The sequence below is a fragment of the Streptomyces sp. 1222.5 genome, from assembly GCF_900105245.1.
Lineage (GTDB): Bacteria > Actinomycetota > Actinomycetes > Streptomycetales > Streptomycetaceae > Streptomyces > Streptomyces albidocamelliae.
Window position 1 is genome coordinate 7,416,872 of record NZ_FNSZ01000001.1, and the last position, 17,614, is coordinate 7,434,485.

Below are 17,614 nucleotides of genomic sequence, written 5' to 3' on the forward strand. Positions count from 1 at the left end.
CCCCGGCCGGCGCCCGTTCACCTCCGTAGGAGCCCATGCACCCCGACCGTGAACCCCACTGGACCCCGCCTGCCGACGCCGCCGAGCAACCACGGCAGGTGCGCCGCATCCTGAAGCTCTTCCGTCCCTACCGCGGACGGCTCGCGATCGTCGGCCTGCTGGTCGGCGCCTCCTCGCTGGTCTCGGTGGCCACACCGTTCCTGCTCAAGGAGACCCTGGACGTCGCGATCCCGCAGGGCCGTACCGGTCTGCTCAGCCTGCTCGCGCTCGGCATGATCGTGAGCGCCGTGCTCGCCGGCGTCTTCGGTGTACTGCAGACCCTGATCTCGACGACCGTCGGCCAGCGCGTGATGCACGACCTGCGCACCGCGGTCTACGGCCGCCTGCAGCGCATGTCGCTCGCCTTCTTCACCCGCACCCGCACCGGCGAGGTGCAGTCCCGCATCGCCAACGACATCGGCGGCATGCAGGCCACCGTCACCTCCACCGCCACCTCCCTGGTCTCCAACGCCACCAGTGTGATCGCCACGATCGTCGCGATGGTCGCCCTCGACTGGCGGCTCACGATCGTCTCGCTGCTCCTGCTGCCGGCGTTCGTCTGGATCAGCCGCCGCGTGGGCAACGAACGCAAGAAGATCACCACCCAGCGGCAGAAACAGATGGCCGCGATGGCCGCCACCGTCACCGAGTCGCTGTCCGTCAGCGGCATCCTGCTCGGCCGCACCATGGGCCGGTCCGACTCGCTGACCGCGTCCTTCGCCGAGGAGTCCGAGCGCCTGGTCGACCTCGAGGTGAGGTCGAACATGGCGGGGCGCTGGCGCATGGCCGTGATCACGATCGTCATGGCCGCGATGCCCGCCGTCATCTACTGGACCGCGGGACTGGCCCTCCGGCTCGGCGGCCCCGAGGTCTCCCTCGGCACCATCGTCGCCTTCGTCTCGCTCCAGCAGGGCCTGTTCCGTCCGGCCGTCAGCCTGCTCGCGACCGGCGTCCAGATCCAGAGCTCGCTCGCGCTGTTCCAGCGCATCTTCGAGTACCTGGACCTGCCCGTCGACATCACCGAGCGCGACAAGCCGGTCCACCTCGACCACATCAAGGGCGAGGTCCGCTTCGACAAGGTCGAGTTCCGCTACGACGCCGGCGACGAGTCGGCACGTCCGATCCTCGACGGCATCGACGTCACCGTGCCCGCCGGGGGCAGCCTCGCCGTGGTCGGCCCGACCGGCGCCGGCAAGTCCACCCTCGGCTATCTGGTGCCCCGCCTCTACGACGTCACCGGCGGCCGGGTAACCCTCGACGGCGTCGACGTCCGCGACCTCGACTTCGACACCCTCGCCCGCGCGGTCGGCGTCGTCTCCCAGGAGACGTACCTCTTCCACGCCTCGGTCGCCGACAACCTCCGCTTCGCCAAACCGGACGCCACCGACGAGGAGTTGTACGCGGCGGCCGCGGCCGCACAGATCCACGACCACATCGCCGCGCTGCCCGACGGCTACGACACCGTCGTCGGCGAACGCGGCCACCGCTTCTCCGGAGGCGAGAAACAGCGCCTCGCCATAGCCCGCACCATCCTGCGCGACCCGCCGGTCCTCATCCTCGACGAGGCAACCAGCGCACTCGACACCCGTACGGAGGCGGCCGTCCAGGACGCCATCGACGCGCTGTCCGCCGACCGGACCACGGTGACCATCGCCCACCGCCTGTCCACCGTCCGCGCCGCGGACCAGATCGTGGTGCTCGACTCCGGACGGGTCGCCGAACGGGGCACGCACGAGGAACTGCTCGAGCTGGACGGGCGCTACGCCACCCTGGTGCGCCGGGACGCGCAACTGGAACCGGCGGGCTGAACCGTCAAGCTGACGCAGCGGTCGACAAACTGAACATATGCCGGGTTTGTGACGATATGCGTACTACCGTGCCCGCATGCTGATGAACACTTCGCCACGGGGCAGGATCCGACTGACACGCCGGGGCAGATTCGCTCTCGTCGTGGCCGGCGCCGTCGTCGCCGGCACCGCCGTGGCGGTGCCGCTGCTGACGGCGAAGGGCGGTCACAAGGTGGTGGCGAAGCCCCCCACCCTGGTCGTCCCGGAAGGCTGGCGCGCGAGCCAGGTGTACGAGGCCGTCGACAAAGCCCTGAAACTGCCCGCGGGCAGTACCAGCAAGTCCATCGGCAAGGCCCGCCTCCCCCTGCCGGGCGAAGCCGGGGGCAACCCGGAGGGCTATCTTTTCCCGGCGACCTATCCGCTGCCGAAGGGGACGACCCCCGAGTCCCTGCTGCGGTCCATGGTCGACACCGCCGGCAAGCGGTTCGAGGCGGCGCCGGTGGCCGCCGGGGCGCAGCGCACCTCGATCAACCTCTACCAGGCCGTCACCATCGCCAGCATCATCCAGGCCGAGGCCGCCACGAAGGCGGACATGGGGAAGGTCGCACGGGTCATCTTCAACCGGCTGAACCAGGGCATGCCGTTGCAGATGGACTCCACCATCAACTACGCGATGAACCGCATCACCGTGCACACGACCGAGGACGACACCCGCGTCGAGAGCCCGTACAACTCCTACCAGCGCATGGGCCTGCCGCCGACGCCGATCGACAACCCCGGCGAGGAAGCCATGCGTGCCGCGTACAACCCGCCGCCGGGCGACTGGCTGTACTTCGTCACCGTCAAGCCGGGGGACACCCGCTTCACCGCCGACTACGCCACACACCTGCGCAACGTGGCCGAGTTCAACGCGCTCCACCAGAGCGCCGGGCCCGCGCCGACGCCGAGCCGGAGCCCGTTGCCGTCCCCAACCTCCTCCCAGCCGCCGCTCCGCTGAGCCGGTGGGACGTCACGCGGCGACCGGCTCCTCCTCGGCCAGCAGCCGCCTGATGTCCCGTACGGCCGCGCGCCCGGCCCGGTTCGCGCCGATCGTGCTCGCCGAGGGGCCGTAACCCACCAGGTGAATCCGCGGATCGGCCACCGCGCGGGTCCCCTCCACACGGATACCGCCGCCCGGCTGGCGCAGCCGCAGCGGAACGAGGTGCTCCAACGCGGCCCGGAATCCGGTGGCCCACAGGATGACATCGGCGTCCACGCGCCGGCCGTCGTCCCACTCCACCCCGTCCGGGGTGATCCGGTCGAACATGGGCCGGCGGTCCAGGACGCCGTTCGCGAGGCCCTGCCGGACGGCGTCGTTGAGGGGCAGCCCGGTGACGGAGACCACACTCCGCGGCGGCAGGCCCCGCCGCACCCGCTCCTCCACCAGCGCGACCGCCGCGCGCCCCGCCTCCTGGTCGAACGGGCCCTCGCGGAACACCGGCGGCCGCCGGGTCACCCAGGTCGTCGCGGCCGCGTACGGGGCCAGCTCCAGCAGGTGCTGGGTGCCGGAGGCGCCACCGCCCACCACCACGACCCGCAGCCCGGCGAACTCCTCGGGACCGGCGTACTGCGCGGTGTGCAACTGCCTTCCGCGGAACGTCTCCTGACCCGGGTAGCGCGGCCAGAACGGCCGGTCCCAGGTGCCCGTCGCGTTGATCAGCGCCCGCGTCGACCAGACGCCCTCCGAGGTCTCCACGAGCAGCCTGCCGCCGTCTCCCCCGCGCACCGCCCGCACGTCCACCGGCCGCCGTACCCGCAGGCCGAAGGTGCGCTCGTACCGGTCGAAGTACTCACGGATGACCTCGGCGGAGGGCCGTGCCGGGTCGGCGTCCGTCAGTTCCATGCCGGGCAGCGCGTGCATGCCGTGCACCTTGCCGTACGTCAGTGACGGCCACCGGAACTGCCAGGCACCGCCCGGACCGGGGGAGTGGTCCAGCACCACGAAGTCGCGGTCGGGCTCGAACCCGGTGCGCCGCAGGTGGTAGGCGGCGGCCAGGCCGGCCTGACCGGCGCCGATGACGACTACCTCGACCTCGCGTGTCGCGTTCACGCTCCCTGCAACAGGGAGCCGAGCGCGGATCTTCCCGCCGGGCGTGCCCCCGCTCGTAGCGAGCCGCTGGGAATCGAACGTGCCGCGGGGTGTGAAAACCGGCGCATGGGCCAGGATGGTGGCATGTCCGATGCCTTCACCACCCGAACGCTGAACGTCTCCACCGGCACCCGGGAACGCGTCGTCGATCTCACCGCAGACTGCGAGGAGTTCCTGCGGGAGGCGGCGGCAGGCCGCGACGGCCTGCTCAACATCTTCGTCCCGCACGCCACCGCCGGTATCGCCGTCATCGAGACGGGCGCCGGCAGCGACGACGACCTCCTCGCGGCGCTGCACACCCTGCTCCCGGCCGACGACCGCTGGCAGCACCGGCACGGCAGCCCCGGCCACGGCCGCGACCACGTCCTGCCGGCCTTCGTCCCGCCCCACGCCACCCTCCCGGTGATCGGCGGACGCCTGGAGCTCGGCACCTGGCAGTCGGTGTGCCTGGTGGACACCAACAAGGACAACCCGGAACGCCGGGTACGGCTGAGCTTCCTGGGCTGACGGCCCCCCACACCCGGCCCGTCCGGGACCGGTTCGGGTTCAGAGCGGGCCGGGGGAGCGGAGCAGGCCGAGACGCTGGGCGCGGAGCACCGTGCCCAGCCGGTCGCGGGTGCCCAGCTTGCGGTAGATGTTCTCGACGTGCTTGTGCACGGTGCGGGCCGAGATGCCGAGGCGGCGGCCGATGGCGTCCGCGGTGAGCGTGCCGGCGAGCAGGACCAGGACCGTGGTCTCGCGCGGCGTCAGCGTGCTCTGCGCCGCCCGCTCGTCCGGCGCGCCCCGCGGTCCGACCGCCCGCCGCCACTCCTCCAGCAGGAGCCGCTGCCGCTCCACCGCGGCCAGCAGCGGCTGCGCGCGCTCGGCCATGACGAGGTGGTCGTCGCTGAAATCCGCACCGGAGCGGTACACGAGGCAGCCGGTGACGGGAGTCGTGCTGTCCGGCAGCGGCACGCCCAGCACATGGTCCACGTCCAGGACGTCGCCGAGCAGGCGCGCCGTCGGGCTGCCCGGCCAGCCGGCGCCGGCGGCCCGAAGCGCGGAGACCGGCACCCGTCCGGTCCCGGCCGCGTAGTGCCGGGCGAAGGGGAAGCCCGCGCGAAGAAGCCGCACGTCCGACTCGTCCAGCCGGTCCAGTTCGACGGCGGCGGCATCGGGTGCGGTGCCGATCCTGCCCCGTCCCTCGCTCCAGTCGTCCAGCTTGTGGATGACCGCCTCACCACCGCACAGGCCGGCCAGGGCGCCGGCGAGCATCGGCCACAGACGCGCGGGGTCGCGTTCGTGCAGCGCCGCGACGGCGACGGCCGTCAGCCGCTCGTAGGCCTTCTCCAGCCCCACGTGTCCTCTCCGGTCGTCTCGGGTCCGGGTCCTCGCCGGCAGCGTACGCAGTTGTACGCATACCGCCGCCGCCCTGACGGGGTGCAGACTTCGACGCGGCGACGCCGGCCTGCCCGGACGCTCGTCCGACGGGCCGCCGACACGGGGGAACGGCGGCCCGTCCCCTGCCACGTCCGGGACGGCCCACTCGGCGCCGCCTGTCCTTCCTCCTACCCGCCGAACGCCCTACCCGTCGAACGTCGACGCCCCCGTCGCCGTGCGGTCGGCGACGGGGGCGTGCGAAGTGAAGGCTCCGACGGGACGGTCGGTGCGGCGAGGTCAGTGACGCTGGTCCTCGGCACGCTCCGCGTCCCTCGCCTTGATGCGCGCCGCCTCCTTGCGAACCTCCGCCTGGGTGGCGCGCTCCTTCTCCAGCCACTCCGGGCGTTCCTGCTTGAGCGCCTCGATCTGCTCGGTGGTCAGCGCCTCGGTGACGCCGCCGCGCGCGAGACCGGCGATGGACACGCCCAGCTTGGCGGCGACCACGGGGCGTGGGTGGGGGCCGTTGGCTCGCAGCTCGCGCAGCCACTCGGGCGGGTCGGCCTGGAGCTCGTTCAGCTCGGCGCGCGAGACCACACCCTCCTGGAAGGCGGCGGGGGTGGCGGGGAGGTACACACCCAGCTTCTTCGCCGCGGTCGCGGGCTTCATCGTCTGGGTGCTCTGCTGCGAACTCATGGGGTCAAGGGTATCGGCCGAGTGCGGGCCGCCCGACCACGGCCGGTAACCTGGCCTGGTGACAGGCTCGGAGGAATCACCGTCGTTCCGGCTCGCGTACGTTCCCGGAGTGACGCCCGCCAAATGGGTGAAGGTCTGGAACGAGCGCCTGCCCGGCGTCCCGCTCACCCTCGTCCAGGCACCCGTCGCCGAGGCGCACGAGCTGCTGCGCTCCCAGGAGGCGGACGCGGGGCTCGTACGGCTCCCCGTGGACCGTACTTTCTTCAGCGCGATCCCCCTCTACACCGAGACCACGGTGGTGGTCGTCCCCAAGGACCACTTGATCACCGCGGTGGAGGAGGTCAGCCTCGACGACCTCGCCGAAGAGGTGCTCCTCCACCCCCTCGACGACGTCTTCGACTGGGACGGTCCGCCCGGTGAGCCGGCCTTCGAGCGGCCCGCGACCACGGCGGACGCGATCGAACTGGTGGCGGCGAACATCGGCCTCCTGGTCGTCCCGCAGTCGCTCGCCCGCCTGCACCACCGCCGTGACCTCACCTACCGTCCGGTGGTCGACGGCCCTCGGTCGAGTGTCGCCCTGTCCTGGCCGGAGGAGGCCACCACCGATCTGGTGGAGGAGTTCATCGGCATCGTCCGCGGCCGCACGGTCAACAGCACGAGGGGCCGTGGGGCGGCGAAGACCGAGGCCGGGCAGCAGCGCAAGGGGCAGGAGCCGGCGGGCGCCCGGCAGAAGAAGCCGGGCTCCGCGAAGTCCGCCGGCGGGAAGAGCGCGGGCGCCAAGTCGGCGGGCCGCACCGTGCGCGGCCGCTCGGGGACGGGGAGCGGGAAACCGGCCAAACGAGGGAAGCCGCGCCGCAGGTCGTGAGGTCCCCGGTCTCCCGGCAGGGCCCTGGCCTCTCAGCGGGTCCGCCGGTCTCCCGGCAGGGCCCGGCGCTCACGAGCCGCGTGCGACCCTCTCCTCGGTCCCGCCCTCTTCGGATCGGGCCGGCTCGGCCGCCCTCTCCGGTTCGGGGTGCACCTCCCGTTCCCGCAGATCGGCGACGGCCAGTGCGAGTGCGATCACGATGAGTCCCACGGCGGTGAGCAGACCGAGCTGGATCGCCCTGTCCGGGCTGCCGTGATTGGCCATCTGCGCGAAGTACACCGCGCCCACCACGGCGATACCGGCCGCGGAACCGACGCGCTGGCCCGTCTGGAGGACGCCGCCCGCCGCACCGGCACGGTGCACGGGAACACGGGTGAGGGTCAGGGTCGTGTTCGGGGAGACGGTCAGCCCGGAGCCGATGCCGCCGATCAGCATCGGCAGCGCCGACGCCCATCCCACGCCGTCGCCGGGCACCAGTCGCACCGCGGCCACGACTCCGAGCAGCCCCAGTGCCACCCCGCTCAGCCCCAGCACGACCAGTTTGCGGCCGAAGCGCACCACCAGCCGGCCTCCGAGGGCGGCCCCGACCGCCGACGCGGCGGCGAAGGGCAGGACGGTCAGGCCGGCCGCGAGCGCGCTGTATCCGAGGCTGTTCTGCAGGTACAGGGTGTAGACGAAGAAGACCGTGGTGAAGCCGGCGAAGTAGGTCAGGCTGATCAGCGCGCCGAGCGTGAACGACCGCAGGGAGAACAGCGCCAGGTCGACCAGCGGGGCCCGCCCGCGCCGGCCCTGCCGCTTCTCCCACGCCCAGAACGCGCCCAACAGCAGCGCGCCGACCGGCATCATCGTCCACTTCTCCCGCCCGGTCCACTGCTGCTCCTGCACCAGCGGGAGCATGAGCGCGAGCACGCCGCAGCCGAGGAGCAGTACGCCGAACAGGTCGAACGTCTCACGCTTCCCGGGCGACGCGGGGAAGCGCGGCAGCAGCCGCAGGCCGGCCATGAAGGCGGCCACCCCGATCGGCAGGTTCACGATGAACACCCAGCGCCAGCCGTCGTCGGTGCCGACCGCGTCGATCAGCAGACCGCCCGCCAGCGGCCCCACCGCCGTCGACACCCCGATGACACTGCCGAGCAGCCCGAACGCCTTCGCCCGCTCCGAGCCCTGGAACATCTGCTGGATCAGCCCCGAGGTCTGCGGCGCGACCATGCCCGCCGCCGCGCCCTGCACCAGCCGGAACAGCACCAGCCAGGAGGGGCCGGCGGCGAGTCCGCAGGCCGCGGAGGCCACCGTGAACAGGGCGAGCCCGAGCAGGAAGGCCTGCCGCCGACCATGCATGTCGCCCAGCCGGCCGGCCGGGACCAGGGCGAGTCCGAAGGTGAGGGCGTAGCCGGAGACGACCCATGACTGGGCGGCCTCGGACGCCCCGAGCCCGCGCTCCATGGAGGGCAGCGCCACGTTCACGATCGAGGTGTCGAGCAGCGAGATGAAGCCCGCCGCGAGACAGACCGCGAGCGCCTTCCACCGCCGGTCGTCGGCGGCGGGCCGGGCCTGGACTGTGGTCATGTGGTCACGCTAAGCAGCGGGGGCGCTCACCGCACGGCGAGGCCCCCGCGCGACGGGGGGAACAGGTCCGAGAACGCTGTCCGCGTTCCCGGCCGATCCGCCCGGGTCAGGGCCTCGCCCGCCTCAGCCACGCGTAGGCGGAGCGGGCCGTGAACTCCGCCTGGCCGCCGCGCAGCAGCAGGGCCGCCGTGGCGAACTCCGGCGCGTCGGCCTGTGCGGCCACATAGGGGATCGCGATGCAGCGCATCCCGGCCGCGTGGGCCGCCGCCGCCCCTGCTGCCGCGTCCTCCAGTACCACGCAGTCGGCGGGGCGGGCGCCCAGCCGCCGGGCCGCCTCCAGGAAGACGTCGGGTGCGGGCTTTCCCACGGCGACCTCGTCGGCCGAGACGGCCGTGCGCAGGAACTCCGCCAGGCCGGTGCCGGCCAGGATGGCCTGGATGGCCTCCGGGGAGGAGCCCGAGGCGACGGCCATCGGCACCCCCTCGGCCGCCAGCAACTCCACGAACTTCCGCATCTCCGGGTACGCGCGCGTACGGGCGCGGGCCAGCGCCAGGTAGCGGCGGTCCAGGGCTTCCAGCAGCCCGTCCGCCGAGACGCGCAACCCGTACCGCCGCCGCCAGTCGGCCACCGTCTCCCGGGTGCTGATGCCGACGTAGCTCTCGTGCTCCGTCCAGGTGAAGGCGACACCGTACTCGGCCAGGGTCCGCCGGCTCGCCTCGAAGTAGTTCGGCTCGCTGTCCACCAGCGTGCCGTCGAGATCGAAGACGACCGAGAGGGCGCCGGGATCGCTCATGCGGACCAGCATGCCCATGATCAGGCGCGGGCAGCCCGGCCGACCGACTCCACCAGCGGGAGCAGCCGGTGAGGGACGCGTTCGCGCAACGCCACCTCGGTCCGGGTGCGCACCACGCCCGGGAGACTGATCAGCTTCTGGATCACGTCCTCCAGATGGGCGTTGTCCCGGCCGACCACCCGGGCGAGCAGATCCCCGCCACCGGTGATCGAGAAGGCCTCGACGATCTCCGGCACGGCGGCCAGCGCGTCCCCCACGTCGTCGAGGTGGCCCTGGGTGACCTCGATGTGCACGAAGGCCAGCACCGGGTGCCCGAGGGCGGCGGGGGAGAGGGACGGGCCCGTACCGGTGATCACACCGTCCCGCTCCATCCGCTCCAGGCGGGCCTGGAGCGTGCCCCGGGCGACACCGAGGATGCGGGCGTACTCGCGCACGCTGGTGCGCGGCTGCTCCAGGAGCAGCCGCAGGATGCGGGTGTCGAGTTCGTCCACGGCCATGAGGGACGACTGTACCAATGGCTCAGCGGACGGGCCTGCCCACGCCCCGGGCGACCTGGTCCGTTGGTATTCCCGCGGACAGTGGTCGACGTCCACAGCAGGGCCAATGGCTCAGTGATCCGGGCCTCACTTGAGCCAGTGACGTCCGTGATGCTCTCATGGGTACGTCGACGGCGCTGCGGACCTCCGCGGCGCCTTTTTCGTGCAGTCGTTCCCAGGGGAGGGCAGTGGTGCTGAAGAGGGTGTTCGTGGCTCCGGACCCGGGGCGGGCGCGGTTGCGCTTCGCCGTGCGGGCCGTCCTCGGCATCGGACTGGCGGTGGTGGTCTGTCTCGCCTCCGGGCACTCCCTCGCCGGTGCCGTCACCGGCGGCCTCGCCGCGCTGCTCGCCCTGTTCACCGTGGCCGATCCGACCGTGCGCGGCCAGGCGGTCACCACCGCCCTGCTGCCCGCCGTCGGGGTGCCGGTGCTCGCCGCCGCGGCCGAGCTGCACAGCCTGCCCGTGGCCCGGGACCTCGCCTTCCTGGCCGTCGTCGGCGCCGGCGTCTACGCGCGCCGCTGGGGGCCGCGCGGGCACAGCCTCGGCGTGTTCGCCTTCATGACCTTCTTCGTCGCCCAGTTCCTGCACGCGACGCCGGAGCAGCTGCCCGAGCTGTACGCCGCCGTCCTGCTGTCGGTGCTCAGCGCCGCGGCCGTCCGCTTCGGCGCCTGGTGCTACGAGCGGCGGCTGCCCCCGTCCGCCGTACCCGCCCCGCCCGCCGGCACCGGGCTGGCCCGGGTCACCACACGGCAGGCGGTCCAGGCGACCGCGGGCGCGGGCTTCGCCCTGGTCGTGGGGCAGATGGTGTCCGGGCAGCGCTGGTACTGGGCCGTCGGCGCCACCTGGTGGATCTTCGTCAACACCGCCTCCCGCGGTGAGACACTGGTGCGGGGCTTCCGGCGGGTCCTCGGCACGGTGATCGGCATCTGCCTGGGCTTCCTGGTCGCCGTCCCCGTGCACGGGGCGCCCGTCCCGACGGCCGTGCTCGTCGCGGTCGCCGTCTTCGGCATCTTCTACACCGCCGCCGTCTCCTACACCTGGATGATGCTCTGGGTGACCCTGCTCGCCGAGATGCTGTACGGCCTCCTCGGCGTCCTCAGCCCCGGCCTGCTCGCCCTGCGCCTCACCGAGACCGGCGTGGGCGCGCTCGGCGCCGCGCTGGCCGTGCTGTTCGTCCTGCCGGTCACCACCCACGCCACCACCGACGTCTGGATCCAGCGCGCCCTGCGCTGTGTGCACGCCTGCACGGCCGAGGCCGCGGCCCGGCTCGCGGGGTCCGCCACGGCCGACCCCGCGTCGCGCGTGGCCGAACTGGAGCAGCTGCTCGGCCGGGTCCGGCTCTCCGTGGCCCCGCTGGTGCACCCGCTGCACCCGATGCCGGCCCGCAAGCGGCGCGCCCGCCGGGTCCTCGCGCTGCTCGACGACTGCGCCCGGGAGATCCGCGGCCTGGTGGCGGTCGCCGCCGATCCCGAGGCCTCCCACGACGCCCGCCTGGCCGCCGCCTGCTGGCGGGTGGAGGCGGCCGTCGAGGCCCTGACCGCCGGCGGCGCCCATCCGCACGGACACCCCGCCGAGCCGCCCGCCGAACCCGCCCTCGCCCATCTGCACGGCCTCGAACGCGCCCTCGCCGACCTGGCCGAGCCGCTGCGGACGCCGTCGGGCTCACGGCTGGTCGGCGCCTGAACACCGGGTCTCCGCAAAGAACCGCCCTGCCACTCCTCCTCTTGGTCTAGACCGTCGGTGATCGACTGCTACCGTCGGCCTCAGGCCGGCTCAGCCCGGTCGACCGGCTCGACCGAGAGGGGACAGCGGTGGCACAGGACGGCAGAGCGGGCAGGCACCGGGCGTTCATCGGCTCGTTCACGGCGGCGGGCGGACCGGGACTGGTGGCCGCGCACGTCGCGCCGGACGGCGGGGCGCTCACCCTCGTGGCCGCCGTGAAGGACGTACCCGATCCCGCCTACCTGGCCATGGCGCCGGACGGAGCCATGCTCTACGCGGTCAGCGAGACGGCCGAGGGCGCCGTCACGGCCTTCCGCGTCCACGGCGACCGCCCGGAACCCGCCGGGCCGCCCGTCCCCGTGGACGGCAGCGGGCCCACCCACCTGAGCCTGCACGACGGGCACCTGCTGACCGCCAACTACGGCTCCGGCAGCGTCTCCGCCGTCCCCCTCCGGCCGGACGGCACCCTCGCCGCCAAGCCCTCCGGCGTCCTCCAGCACACCGGCTCCGGACCGCACGACCGGCGCCAGCGCGGACCTCACGCCCACCATGTGCAGCCCGACCCGAGCGGTCGGTGGGCCGTCAGTGTCGATCTCGGCACGGACTCGGTGCGGGTCTGTGCACTCGACCACGGCGCCCCCGTGCTGCACCACGAGTACGCGCTGCGTCCCGGATCCGGCCCCCGCCACCTCGCCTTCCACCCGGACGGCGAGCACGCCTACGTGGTCAACGAACTCACCCCCACGGTCACGGTGTGCCGCTGGGACGCGGCCCGCGGCTCCCTCAAGCCGCTGACCGAGGTCCGGGTGCTGCCGGACTCCCCGGTCGGCGACGCCTACCCCTCGGGCATCGTCGTCTCGCCCGACGGCCGCTTCGTGTGGACGGCGACCCGCGGTGAGGACGTCCTGTCGGTCCTCGCCGTCGAGGGCGACGGGCTGCGGCTGACCGGCACGGTGCCCTGCGGCGGCCACTGGCCGCGCGCCCTCGCCGAGCACGGCGGGTTCCTGTACGCGGCCAACGAGCGCTCCGGCGACGTGAGCTGGTTCGCCCTGGACGAGGCGACGGGTCTGCCCCGGTACGACGGCTCGGTCCAGGTCGCCGCGGCCTCCTGCATCGTGTTCGGCCGCGTGCTCGGCTGACCGGGCCCGGCCCCGGGAAGGCGGAGGGCCCGCTCCGATGATCGGAGCGGGCCCTGTGTCGTACAGGTGCCGTGGTGGTTCAGCGGGCCGGCGTGCCCTGCGCCTGCTGCGGGGCGATGCCCAGCGCCGTCGTGTACTTGGCGAGCGCGAGCTTGCCGATGGCCGGGTACGCGCCGAGCGCCTCGGAGGTGGCGCAGCCCGCCTCCTCGGCGGCCGCGGCCAGCAGGCCGGCGTCGATCTCCGGGCCGATCAGGTAGGGCGCCAGGGCCAGCTGCTGAGAGCCGGAGGAACGCAGCTGCTCGGCGACGGAGGCGATGGAGCCCTCCTGGTCCAGGGCCGCCGCCATGACCGGCACGGCCAGGCGAGCGGCGAGCAGCATGCCGGTGATCCCGGCCGCCTGCACGGCCTCCTCGCCGCCCACGGAGGCGAGGACGATGCCGTCCGCGGCCGTCGCCACGGTGAACAGCCGGGCGCGGTCGGCGCGGGCCAGGCTCGCCTCGGACAGACGCACGTGCAGCGCCTCGGCGAGCAGCGGGTGCGGGCCGAGGACGTCGGTCAGCTCGGCGGCGACCCGGCTGTCCATCACGGACTGGCGGATGTGGCGCAGCAGGGCGCTGTCCGGACCGGCCAGCAGCGGGACGACGACGGCGACCGGGCCGTCGGGCTGCTTGACCTCGAGGCCCGCGGCGACGGCCTGCTCGTAGCGTGCGGCGCGCTCCTCGGCGGCGTGCGCCAGCACGGACCGCAGGGTGGGGAATTCACTGTCGTCCCCGTCCACGAAACCGATCCGGGCGTCCAGGCCGGGCAGCTCGGAGCGGGCGATGCTCACGACCTCCTCGGCGAGGCCGCGCGTGGCGGCGCTGGGCGCACCGGGCACCGCGAGGACGAGCGCGGGCGCGCCCTCGGGGGCCACCAGCGGTTCCGGACGGCGGTGCCGTCCGGGCTGGCGGGGTCGCGGCATTCGTACTGGCAGGCCGGACGCGGGTCCAGTGGGGGAGCTCATGGCGCCGCATGTTACTGGCTCAACGGGCTCCCCTGTTCGGGGAGGGTGCAGGTGAGCGGTATCCGTCCGGTTTTGTCTGATGAGTTACGGGCCCTTGGTGCCTGTTCCGGGCATAGGTCGGGCTTATGTCGGGCAATTGGGTCGACGACGTGATCAGTCGCCCATGTGAGAAATCAGTCGCGGACCAGGGAGGTCAGGTGCAGCATCGTCGGTTCGCCCGGCAGGGAGAGCCGGCCGGCGGCGAGGTCGGTCGCGATCCGTACCGCACCGTGCAGCGGGTCGCCGTTCGCGGGCACCTGCCGGGCGTGGGGCAGCCGGTCCGCCAGTTCCCGGCGCAGCGGGGCGAGGAGGGGTTCGCCCAGGTTGAACAGGCCACCGGTGAGCGCCACTTCGAGCGCTCCTTCGGCGGGGCAGACGGCCGCCGCGGACTCGGCCATGTGCCGGGCCGCCGCGCGCAGGATGCCCCCGGCGACCGGGTCGTGCGGGGCGCACGCCGCGACCCGGGGTGCGAAGGACGCCAGCACGGCGGCCCGGTCGGAGCGCGGGTACAGCAGGCCGGGCAGCGAGGGCGCGGGGCCGAACTGCTCCTCCACGCAGGCCAGCAGCGGGGCGGAGCCGCCGTCCCGGCCGTCGTACGCGCGCAGCGCCGCCTCCAGTCCGGCCCGCCCGATCCAGGCGCCGCTGCCGCAGTCGCCCAGCAGATGCCCCCAGCCGTCGGCCCGCCGCCAGCGGGCCAGGTCGGTGCCGACCGCGATGAGTCCGGTGCCCGCGGCGAGCACCGCGCCCGGACGTGGCCCGAGCGCGCCGACGTACGCGGTGACCGCGTCGGCGGCGAGCGCCACGTGCCGCACGCCGAGTTCCTCGGCGAGTGCGCCGGGCAGTTCGGCGCGCAGGGCGTCGCCCAGGGAGGCGAACCCGGCGGCGCCGACGACCGCGGTGTCCAGCTCGCCGACCCCGGCCTCCGCGGCCAGGGCGCGCGCCAGGGGGACGAGCTGGTCCAGCAGATGGACGGGGTCGATGCCCCGTGCGCCCGTGCGGACCGGTTCGCGGATCGCCCGCGGGACGGACGGTGCCTGCCCGGGCACGCCGACGACGACCCGGAGGCCGGAACCGCCCGAGTCCACGGCGAGGAAGCCGGGGGCGGTCACGGCAGACGCCAGTCCACCGGCTGTCCTCCCTGCTGGACCAGCAGGTCGTTGGCCCGGCTGAACGGGCGCGAGCCGAAGAAGCCGCGGTCGGCCGACATCGGGGAGGGGTGCGCGGACTCCACCGCGGGCAGTCTGCCGAGCAGCGGGCGCAGATTGCGGGCGTCACGGCCCCACAGGATGGAGACGAGAGGCTTGCCGCGCGCCGCCAGCGCCCGGATCGCCTGCTCGGTGACCTCCTCCCAGCCCTTGCCCCGGTGCGCGGCGGGGCTGCGGGGCGCGGTGGTCAGCGCCCTGTTGAGCAGCAGCACGCCCTGCTGCGTCCAGGGGGTCAGGTCGCCGTTGGACGGCTGGGGCAGCCCCAGGTCGCCGTGCAGCTCCTGGAAGATGTTGATCAGGCTCGGCGGCAGCGGGCGTACCTCCGGCGCGACCGAGAACGACAGGCCCACCGCGTGCCCCGGCGTGGGATAGGGGTCCTGACCGACGATCAGGACCCGTACCTCGTCGAAGGGCTGCTGGAAGGCCCGCAGCACGTTCGGTCCGGCCGGGAGGTAGGTGCGTCCCGCGGCGATCTCCGTACGCAGGAAGTCGCCCATCGCGGCGATCTGTCCGGCAACGGGTTCCAGGGCCTGCGCCCAGCCCGGTTCGACGATTTCATGCAAGGGTCGTGGTGCCACGGGCGTCACCCTACTGCCGTGCACCGGCCGACGATCAACCGATGGCCGGAGCACGACGGCGCGGCCCCGCGCCCGCCTGCCGGGTCAGCCGACCACCGCCGCCCGCACGCACAGCACGTCCGGCAGATGGGAGGCCAACTGCTGCCAGCTGTCACCGTCGTCGGCGGACGCGAACAACTCGCCGTTGCGGTTGCCGAAGTACACACCCGCGGGGTCCGCGTCGTCGGTGCACAGGGCATCCCGCAGCACCGTGCCGTAGTGGTCCTCCTCCGGAAGTCCCTTGGACAGCGCTTGCCACGTCCCGCCCGCGTCCGTGGTGCGGAAGACCCGGCACCGGTGCTCGGCCGGCACCCGGTCCGCGTCGGCGTTGATCGGGAACACGTACGCCGTACCGCCCCGGCTCGGATGGGCGGCCACCGCGAACCCGAACGTCGACGGCAGCCCCGCGCCGATGTCGGTCCAGTGGGCGCCCGCGTCGTCGCTGCGGTACACCCCCCAGTGGTTCTGCAGGTACAGCCGGTCCGGATCGGCCGCGTCCCTGGCGACCTTGTGCACGCACTGGCCGAACTCCGGGTCCGGGTCCGGCAGGAACACGGCGGCCACACCGGAGTTGGACGGTGCCCAGCTGGCCCCGCCGTCGCCGCTGCGGAAGACGCCGGCCGTCGAGACGGCCACGGTCACCGCACGCGGGTCGCGCGCGTCCGTGAGGACCGTGTGCAGGCCCTCGCCGCCGCCGCCCGGCACCCACCGGGAACGGGTCGGGTGCTCCCACAGCGGCCGGACCAGCTCGAAGCTCTCGCCGCGGTCCTCCGAGCGGTACAGCGCGGCCGGTTCCGTGCCCGCGTACACCACGCCGGGCTCGGCGGCGGCCGGATGCAGCTGCCAGACACGCTCCAGGGAGGCTCCGGTGTCCTTGGGGAACTTCACCGCGGGCTGCGCCGGTTCGGTCCAGGTGCGGCCCAGGTCGTCGGAGTGGAACACCGACGGGCCCCAGTGCGCGCTGTCGCCGCCCGCCAGCAGGCGGGGCCGGGAGTCCCGGGTGTCGATCGCGACCGAGTACACCGCCTGCGCGTTGAAATACGGGCTCTCGTCGAACTCCCAGGCGCCGCCGCCCCGCCGCCGCCCGATGAACAGGCCTTTGCGCGTGCCCACCGCCAGCAGTACCTCGGTCATGCCGATCACCTCCGGGACGCCATCGTCCAGGTAGCCGTCAGGTCCGTCAGATATCGGCCAGTGTGCACCCCGGCACTGACAGTCTCCCCCGAGCGGCCGTACGCGCAGGTCACAGCTGTGTCGCCGGCCGGCGGCGGGGATACGGGCAGCGCTTTCCCTGATGTGCCTGCGCGAAGGGCGTGTCTCGTGCGACCGTCGGGGTGACGGCTCGTCGTGAGCATCGGGGCGGTCTTCCGCGTATGGGAGTGCGGTCCGGCCGGTCGGTGCGCTCGTGAGGAGGATGCCTTTGAAGGCGTTCCGTGGTCCGAAGGTGTGGCTGTGGCGCTGGCGGCGCAACCCGCTGAAACGCCGGGCCGACGTGGTCGAGGCCTGGGTGGTCCTCGGTGCCTGGTTGCTGACCCTGCTGCTCGGGGTGGCGGCGGGCCTGGCCGCGGCCCGTTCGGTGGAGCACGGACTCGCCCGGGAGCGCGCCGCCTGGCGTCCCGCGGTGGCCCACGTCGTGGAGCGGGTTCCCGGAACGTCCCCCGCGCACGGCCACGTCTCGTCCGGCGAGCGGATCTGGGCCGAGGTCCGCTGGTCGACGGCCGACGGGTCCACCCACACCGGCCAGGTCCGGGTGAAGCCCGGCAGCAGGGCGGGCACCCGGGTCACCGTCTGGACGGATCCCCGGGGGCATCTCGTCGGCCGGCCCACCACGGCCTCCGAGGCCGCCTTCCGGGCCGCCCTGATAGGCGTCCTGGTCGGCGTGAGCGCGGCCGCCGTGCCCTTCGTCGGCGGTCTGGCCCTGCGTGGCCGCCTGGAGCGCCGGCGGATCGAGGACTGGGACACGGAATGGGCCCGATTCGGGCCCCAGTGGGGCCGGATGGTCTGACGCCCACCTGCGGCCCGGGGCAGCCGGGCCCATGGGGGACTTTCGTTCTCATCAGCCCGGACCCGCGACGTCCGGCACGGACGCCGCGGCCTGGTCCGGGCCCGACCCGGACGAAGTGC

The 17,614-nt window shown here is 73.6% G+C and carries 17 protein-coding genes; 7 read left to right on the forward strand and 10 right to left on the reverse strand.

Features of this window, described 5'->3' with window-relative positions; genetic code table 11:
* The first annotated feature begins 35 nt into the window (after positions 1–35).
* Both BLW57_RS33630 and mltG read left to right on the forward strand, forming a co-directional pair.
* Positions 36–1,847, forward strand: coding sequence for an ABC transporter ATP-binding protein (locus BLW57_RS33630; protein WP_093479481.1), 1,812 nt, complete (start codon positions 36–38; stop codon positions 1,845–1,847).
* A 76-nt stretch (positions 1,848–1,923) separates the two neighbouring features.
* Positions 1,924–2,823, forward strand: coding sequence for an endolytic transglycosylase MltG (mltG, locus tag BLW57_RS33635; protein ID WP_093479482.1), 900 nt, complete (start codon positions 1,924–1,926; stop codon positions 2,821–2,823).
* Positions 2,824–2,835: 12 nt separating this feature from the next.
* Here mltG and BLW57_RS33640 read toward each other — a convergent pair whose 3' ends face one another.
* Positions 2,836–3,915 (reverse strand): NAD(P)-binding domain-containing protein, encoded by a 1,080-nt coding sequence (locus BLW57_RS33640; RefSeq protein WP_093479483.1) that lies wholly within the window; start codon positions 3,913–3,915, stop codon positions 2,836–2,838.
* A gap of 123 nt (positions 3,916–4,038) precedes the next feature.
* Here BLW57_RS33640 and BLW57_RS33645 point away from each other — a divergent pair, with 123 nt between their 5' ends.
* On the forward strand, positions 4,039–4,461 hold the full coding sequence (locus tag BLW57_RS33645) for a secondary thiamine-phosphate synthase enzyme YjbQ (protein WP_093479484.1): 423 nt from the start codon (positions 4,039–4,041) through the stop codon (positions 4,459–4,461).
* Positions 4,462–4,500: 39 nt separating this feature from the next.
* On the opposite strand, the gene BLW57_RS33650 is transcribed toward BLW57_RS33645, so the two are convergent.
* Both BLW57_RS33650 and BLW57_RS33655 read right to left on the reverse strand, forming a co-directional pair.
* Positions 4,501–5,292, reverse strand: coding sequence for a helix-turn-helix transcriptional regulator (locus tag BLW57_RS33650; RefSeq protein ID WP_093479485.1), 792 nt, complete (start codon positions 5,290–5,292; stop codon positions 4,501–4,503).
* Positions 5,293–5,610: 318 nt separating this feature from the next.
* The gene (locus BLW57_RS33655) at positions 5,611–6,006 is read right to left on the reverse strand and encodes a DUF5997 family protein (protein WP_093479486.1); all 396 of its coding nucleotides are present in this window, start codon (positions 6,004–6,006) and stop codon (positions 5,611–5,613) included.
* A gap of 58 nt (positions 6,007–6,064) precedes the next feature.
* On the opposite strand from BLW57_RS33655, the gene BLW57_RS33660 reads away from it, so the two are divergent.
* Entirely contained in the window at positions 6,065–6,871 is an 807-nt protein-coding gene (locus BLW57_RS33660) for a LysR family transcriptional regulator substrate-binding protein (RefSeq protein WP_176985822.1), read from the forward strand.
* Positions 6,872–6,940: 69 nt separating this feature from the next.
* Here BLW57_RS33660 and BLW57_RS33665 read toward each other — a convergent pair whose 3' ends face one another.
* The 3 genes from BLW57_RS33665 to BLW57_RS33675 all read right to left on the reverse strand — a co-directional run bounded on the left by BLW57_RS33665 (position 6,941) and on the right by BLW57_RS33675 (position 9,727).
* The gene (locus tag BLW57_RS33665; RefSeq protein WP_093479488.1) at positions 6,941–8,437 is read right to left on the reverse strand and encodes an MFS transporter; all 1,497 of its coding nucleotides are present in this window, start codon (positions 8,435–8,437) and stop codon (positions 6,941–6,943) included.
* 106 nt (positions 8,438–8,543) lie between these two features.
* Positions 8,544–9,230 (reverse strand): HAD family hydrolase, encoded by a 687-nt coding sequence (locus BLW57_RS33670; RefSeq protein WP_093481018.1) that lies wholly within the window; start codon positions 9,228–9,230, stop codon positions 8,544–8,546.
* Positions 9,231–9,250: 20 nt separating this feature from the next.
* Entirely contained in the window at positions 9,251–9,727 is a 477-nt protein-coding gene (locus BLW57_RS33675) for an Lrp/AsnC family transcriptional regulator (RefSeq protein ID WP_073894876.1), read from the reverse strand.
* A gap of 230 nt (positions 9,728–9,957) precedes the next feature.
* Here BLW57_RS33675 and BLW57_RS33680 point away from each other — a divergent pair, with 230 nt between their 5' ends.
* Both BLW57_RS33680 and BLW57_RS33685 read left to right on the forward strand, forming a co-directional pair.
* Positions 9,958–11,448, forward strand: a complete 1,491-nt coding sequence (locus BLW57_RS33680) for an FUSC family protein (protein ID WP_093481019.1) — start codon at positions 9,958–9,960, stop codon at positions 11,446–11,448.
* Between the two features lie 128 nt (positions 11,449–11,576).
* Positions 11,577–12,626 carry a lactonase family protein gene (locus tag BLW57_RS33685; protein WP_093479489.1) on the forward strand — a complete coding sequence of 350 codons (1,050 nt, stop codon included), beginning with the start codon at positions 11,577–11,579 and terminating at the stop codon, positions 12,624–12,626.
* Between the two features lie 79 nt (positions 12,627–12,705).
* Here BLW57_RS33685 and BLW57_RS33690 read toward each other — a convergent pair whose 3' ends face one another.
* The 4 genes from BLW57_RS33690 to BLW57_RS33705 all read right to left on the reverse strand — a co-directional run bounded on the left by BLW57_RS33690 (position 12,706) and on the right by BLW57_RS33705 (position 16,624).
* Entirely contained in the window at positions 12,706–13,629 is a 924-nt protein-coding gene (locus BLW57_RS33690; RefSeq protein WP_093479490.1) for a sirohydrochlorin chelatase, read from the reverse strand.
* 173 nt (positions 13,630–13,802) lie between these two features.
* Positions 13,803–14,777 (reverse strand): N-acetylglucosamine kinase, encoded by a 975-nt coding sequence (locus BLW57_RS33695; RefSeq protein ID WP_093479491.1) that lies wholly within the window; start codon positions 14,775–14,777, stop codon positions 13,803–13,805.
* Positions 14,774–15,451 carry a uracil-DNA glycosylase gene (locus tag BLW57_RS33700; RefSeq protein ID WP_093479492.1) on the reverse strand — a complete coding sequence of 226 codons (678 nt, stop codon included), beginning with the start codon at positions 15,449–15,451 and terminating at the stop codon, positions 14,774–14,776. The genes BLW57_RS33695 and BLW57_RS33700 overlap by 4 nt, the downstream gene beginning before the upstream one ends.
* 84 nt (positions 15,452–15,535) lie before the next feature.
* Positions 15,536–16,624 carry a WD40/YVTN/BNR-like repeat-containing protein gene (locus BLW57_RS33705; RefSeq protein WP_176985823.1) on the reverse strand — a complete coding sequence of 363 codons (1,089 nt, stop codon included), beginning with the start codon at positions 16,622–16,624 and terminating at the stop codon, positions 15,536–15,538.
* Between the two features lie 280 nt (positions 16,625–16,904).
* Between BLW57_RS33705 and BLW57_RS33710 the strand changes: the two genes are divergently transcribed.
* On the forward strand, positions 16,905–17,495 hold the full coding sequence (locus BLW57_RS33710) for an Rv1733c family protein (RefSeq protein WP_176985824.1): 591 nt from the start codon (positions 16,905–16,907) through the stop codon (positions 17,493–17,495).
* The last annotated feature ends 119 nt before the right edge of the window (positions 17,496–17,614 follow it).

Bases quoted from the DNA above. Each gene is read 5' to 3' on its own strand.
- BLW57_RS33655 (WP_093479486.1), bottom strand. From the start codon at position 6,006: ATGAGTTCGCAGCAGAGCACCCAGACGATGAAGCCCGCGACCGCGGCG.
- mltG (WP_093479482.1), top strand. From the start codon at position 1,924: ATGCTGATGAACACTTCGCCACGGGGCAGGATCCGACTGACACGCCGG.
- BLW57_RS33630 (WP_093479481.1), top strand. From the start codon at position 36: ATGCACCCCGACCGTGAACCCCACTGGACCCCGCCTGCCGACGCCGCC.
- BLW57_RS33665 (WP_093479488.1), bottom strand. From the start codon at position 8,437: ATGACCACAGTCCAGGCCCGGCCCGCCGCCGACGACCGGCGGTGGAAG.
- BLW57_RS33710 (WP_176985824.1), top strand. From the start codon at position 16,905: ATGCCTTTGAAGGCGTTCCGTGGTCCGAAGGTGTGGCTGTGGCGCTGG.
- BLW57_RS33645 (WP_093479484.1), top strand. From the start codon at position 4,039: ATGTCCGATGCCTTCACCACCCGAACGCTGAACGTCTCCACCGGCACC.
- BLW57_RS33675 (WP_073894876.1), bottom strand. From the start codon at position 9,727: ATGGCCGTGGACGAACTCGACACCCGCATCCTGCGGCTGCTCCTGGAG.
- BLW57_RS33705 (WP_176985823.1), bottom strand. From the start codon at position 16,624: ATGACCGAGGTACTGCTGGCGGTGGGCACGCGCAAAGGCCTGTTCATC.
- BLW57_RS33670 (WP_093481018.1), bottom strand. From the start codon at position 9,230: ATGAGCGATCCCGGCGCCCTCTCGGTCGTCTTCGATCTCGACGGCACG.
- BLW57_RS33690 (WP_093479490.1), bottom strand. From the start codon at position 13,629: ATGAGCTCCCCCACTGGACCCGCGTCCGGCCTGCCAGTACGAATGCCG.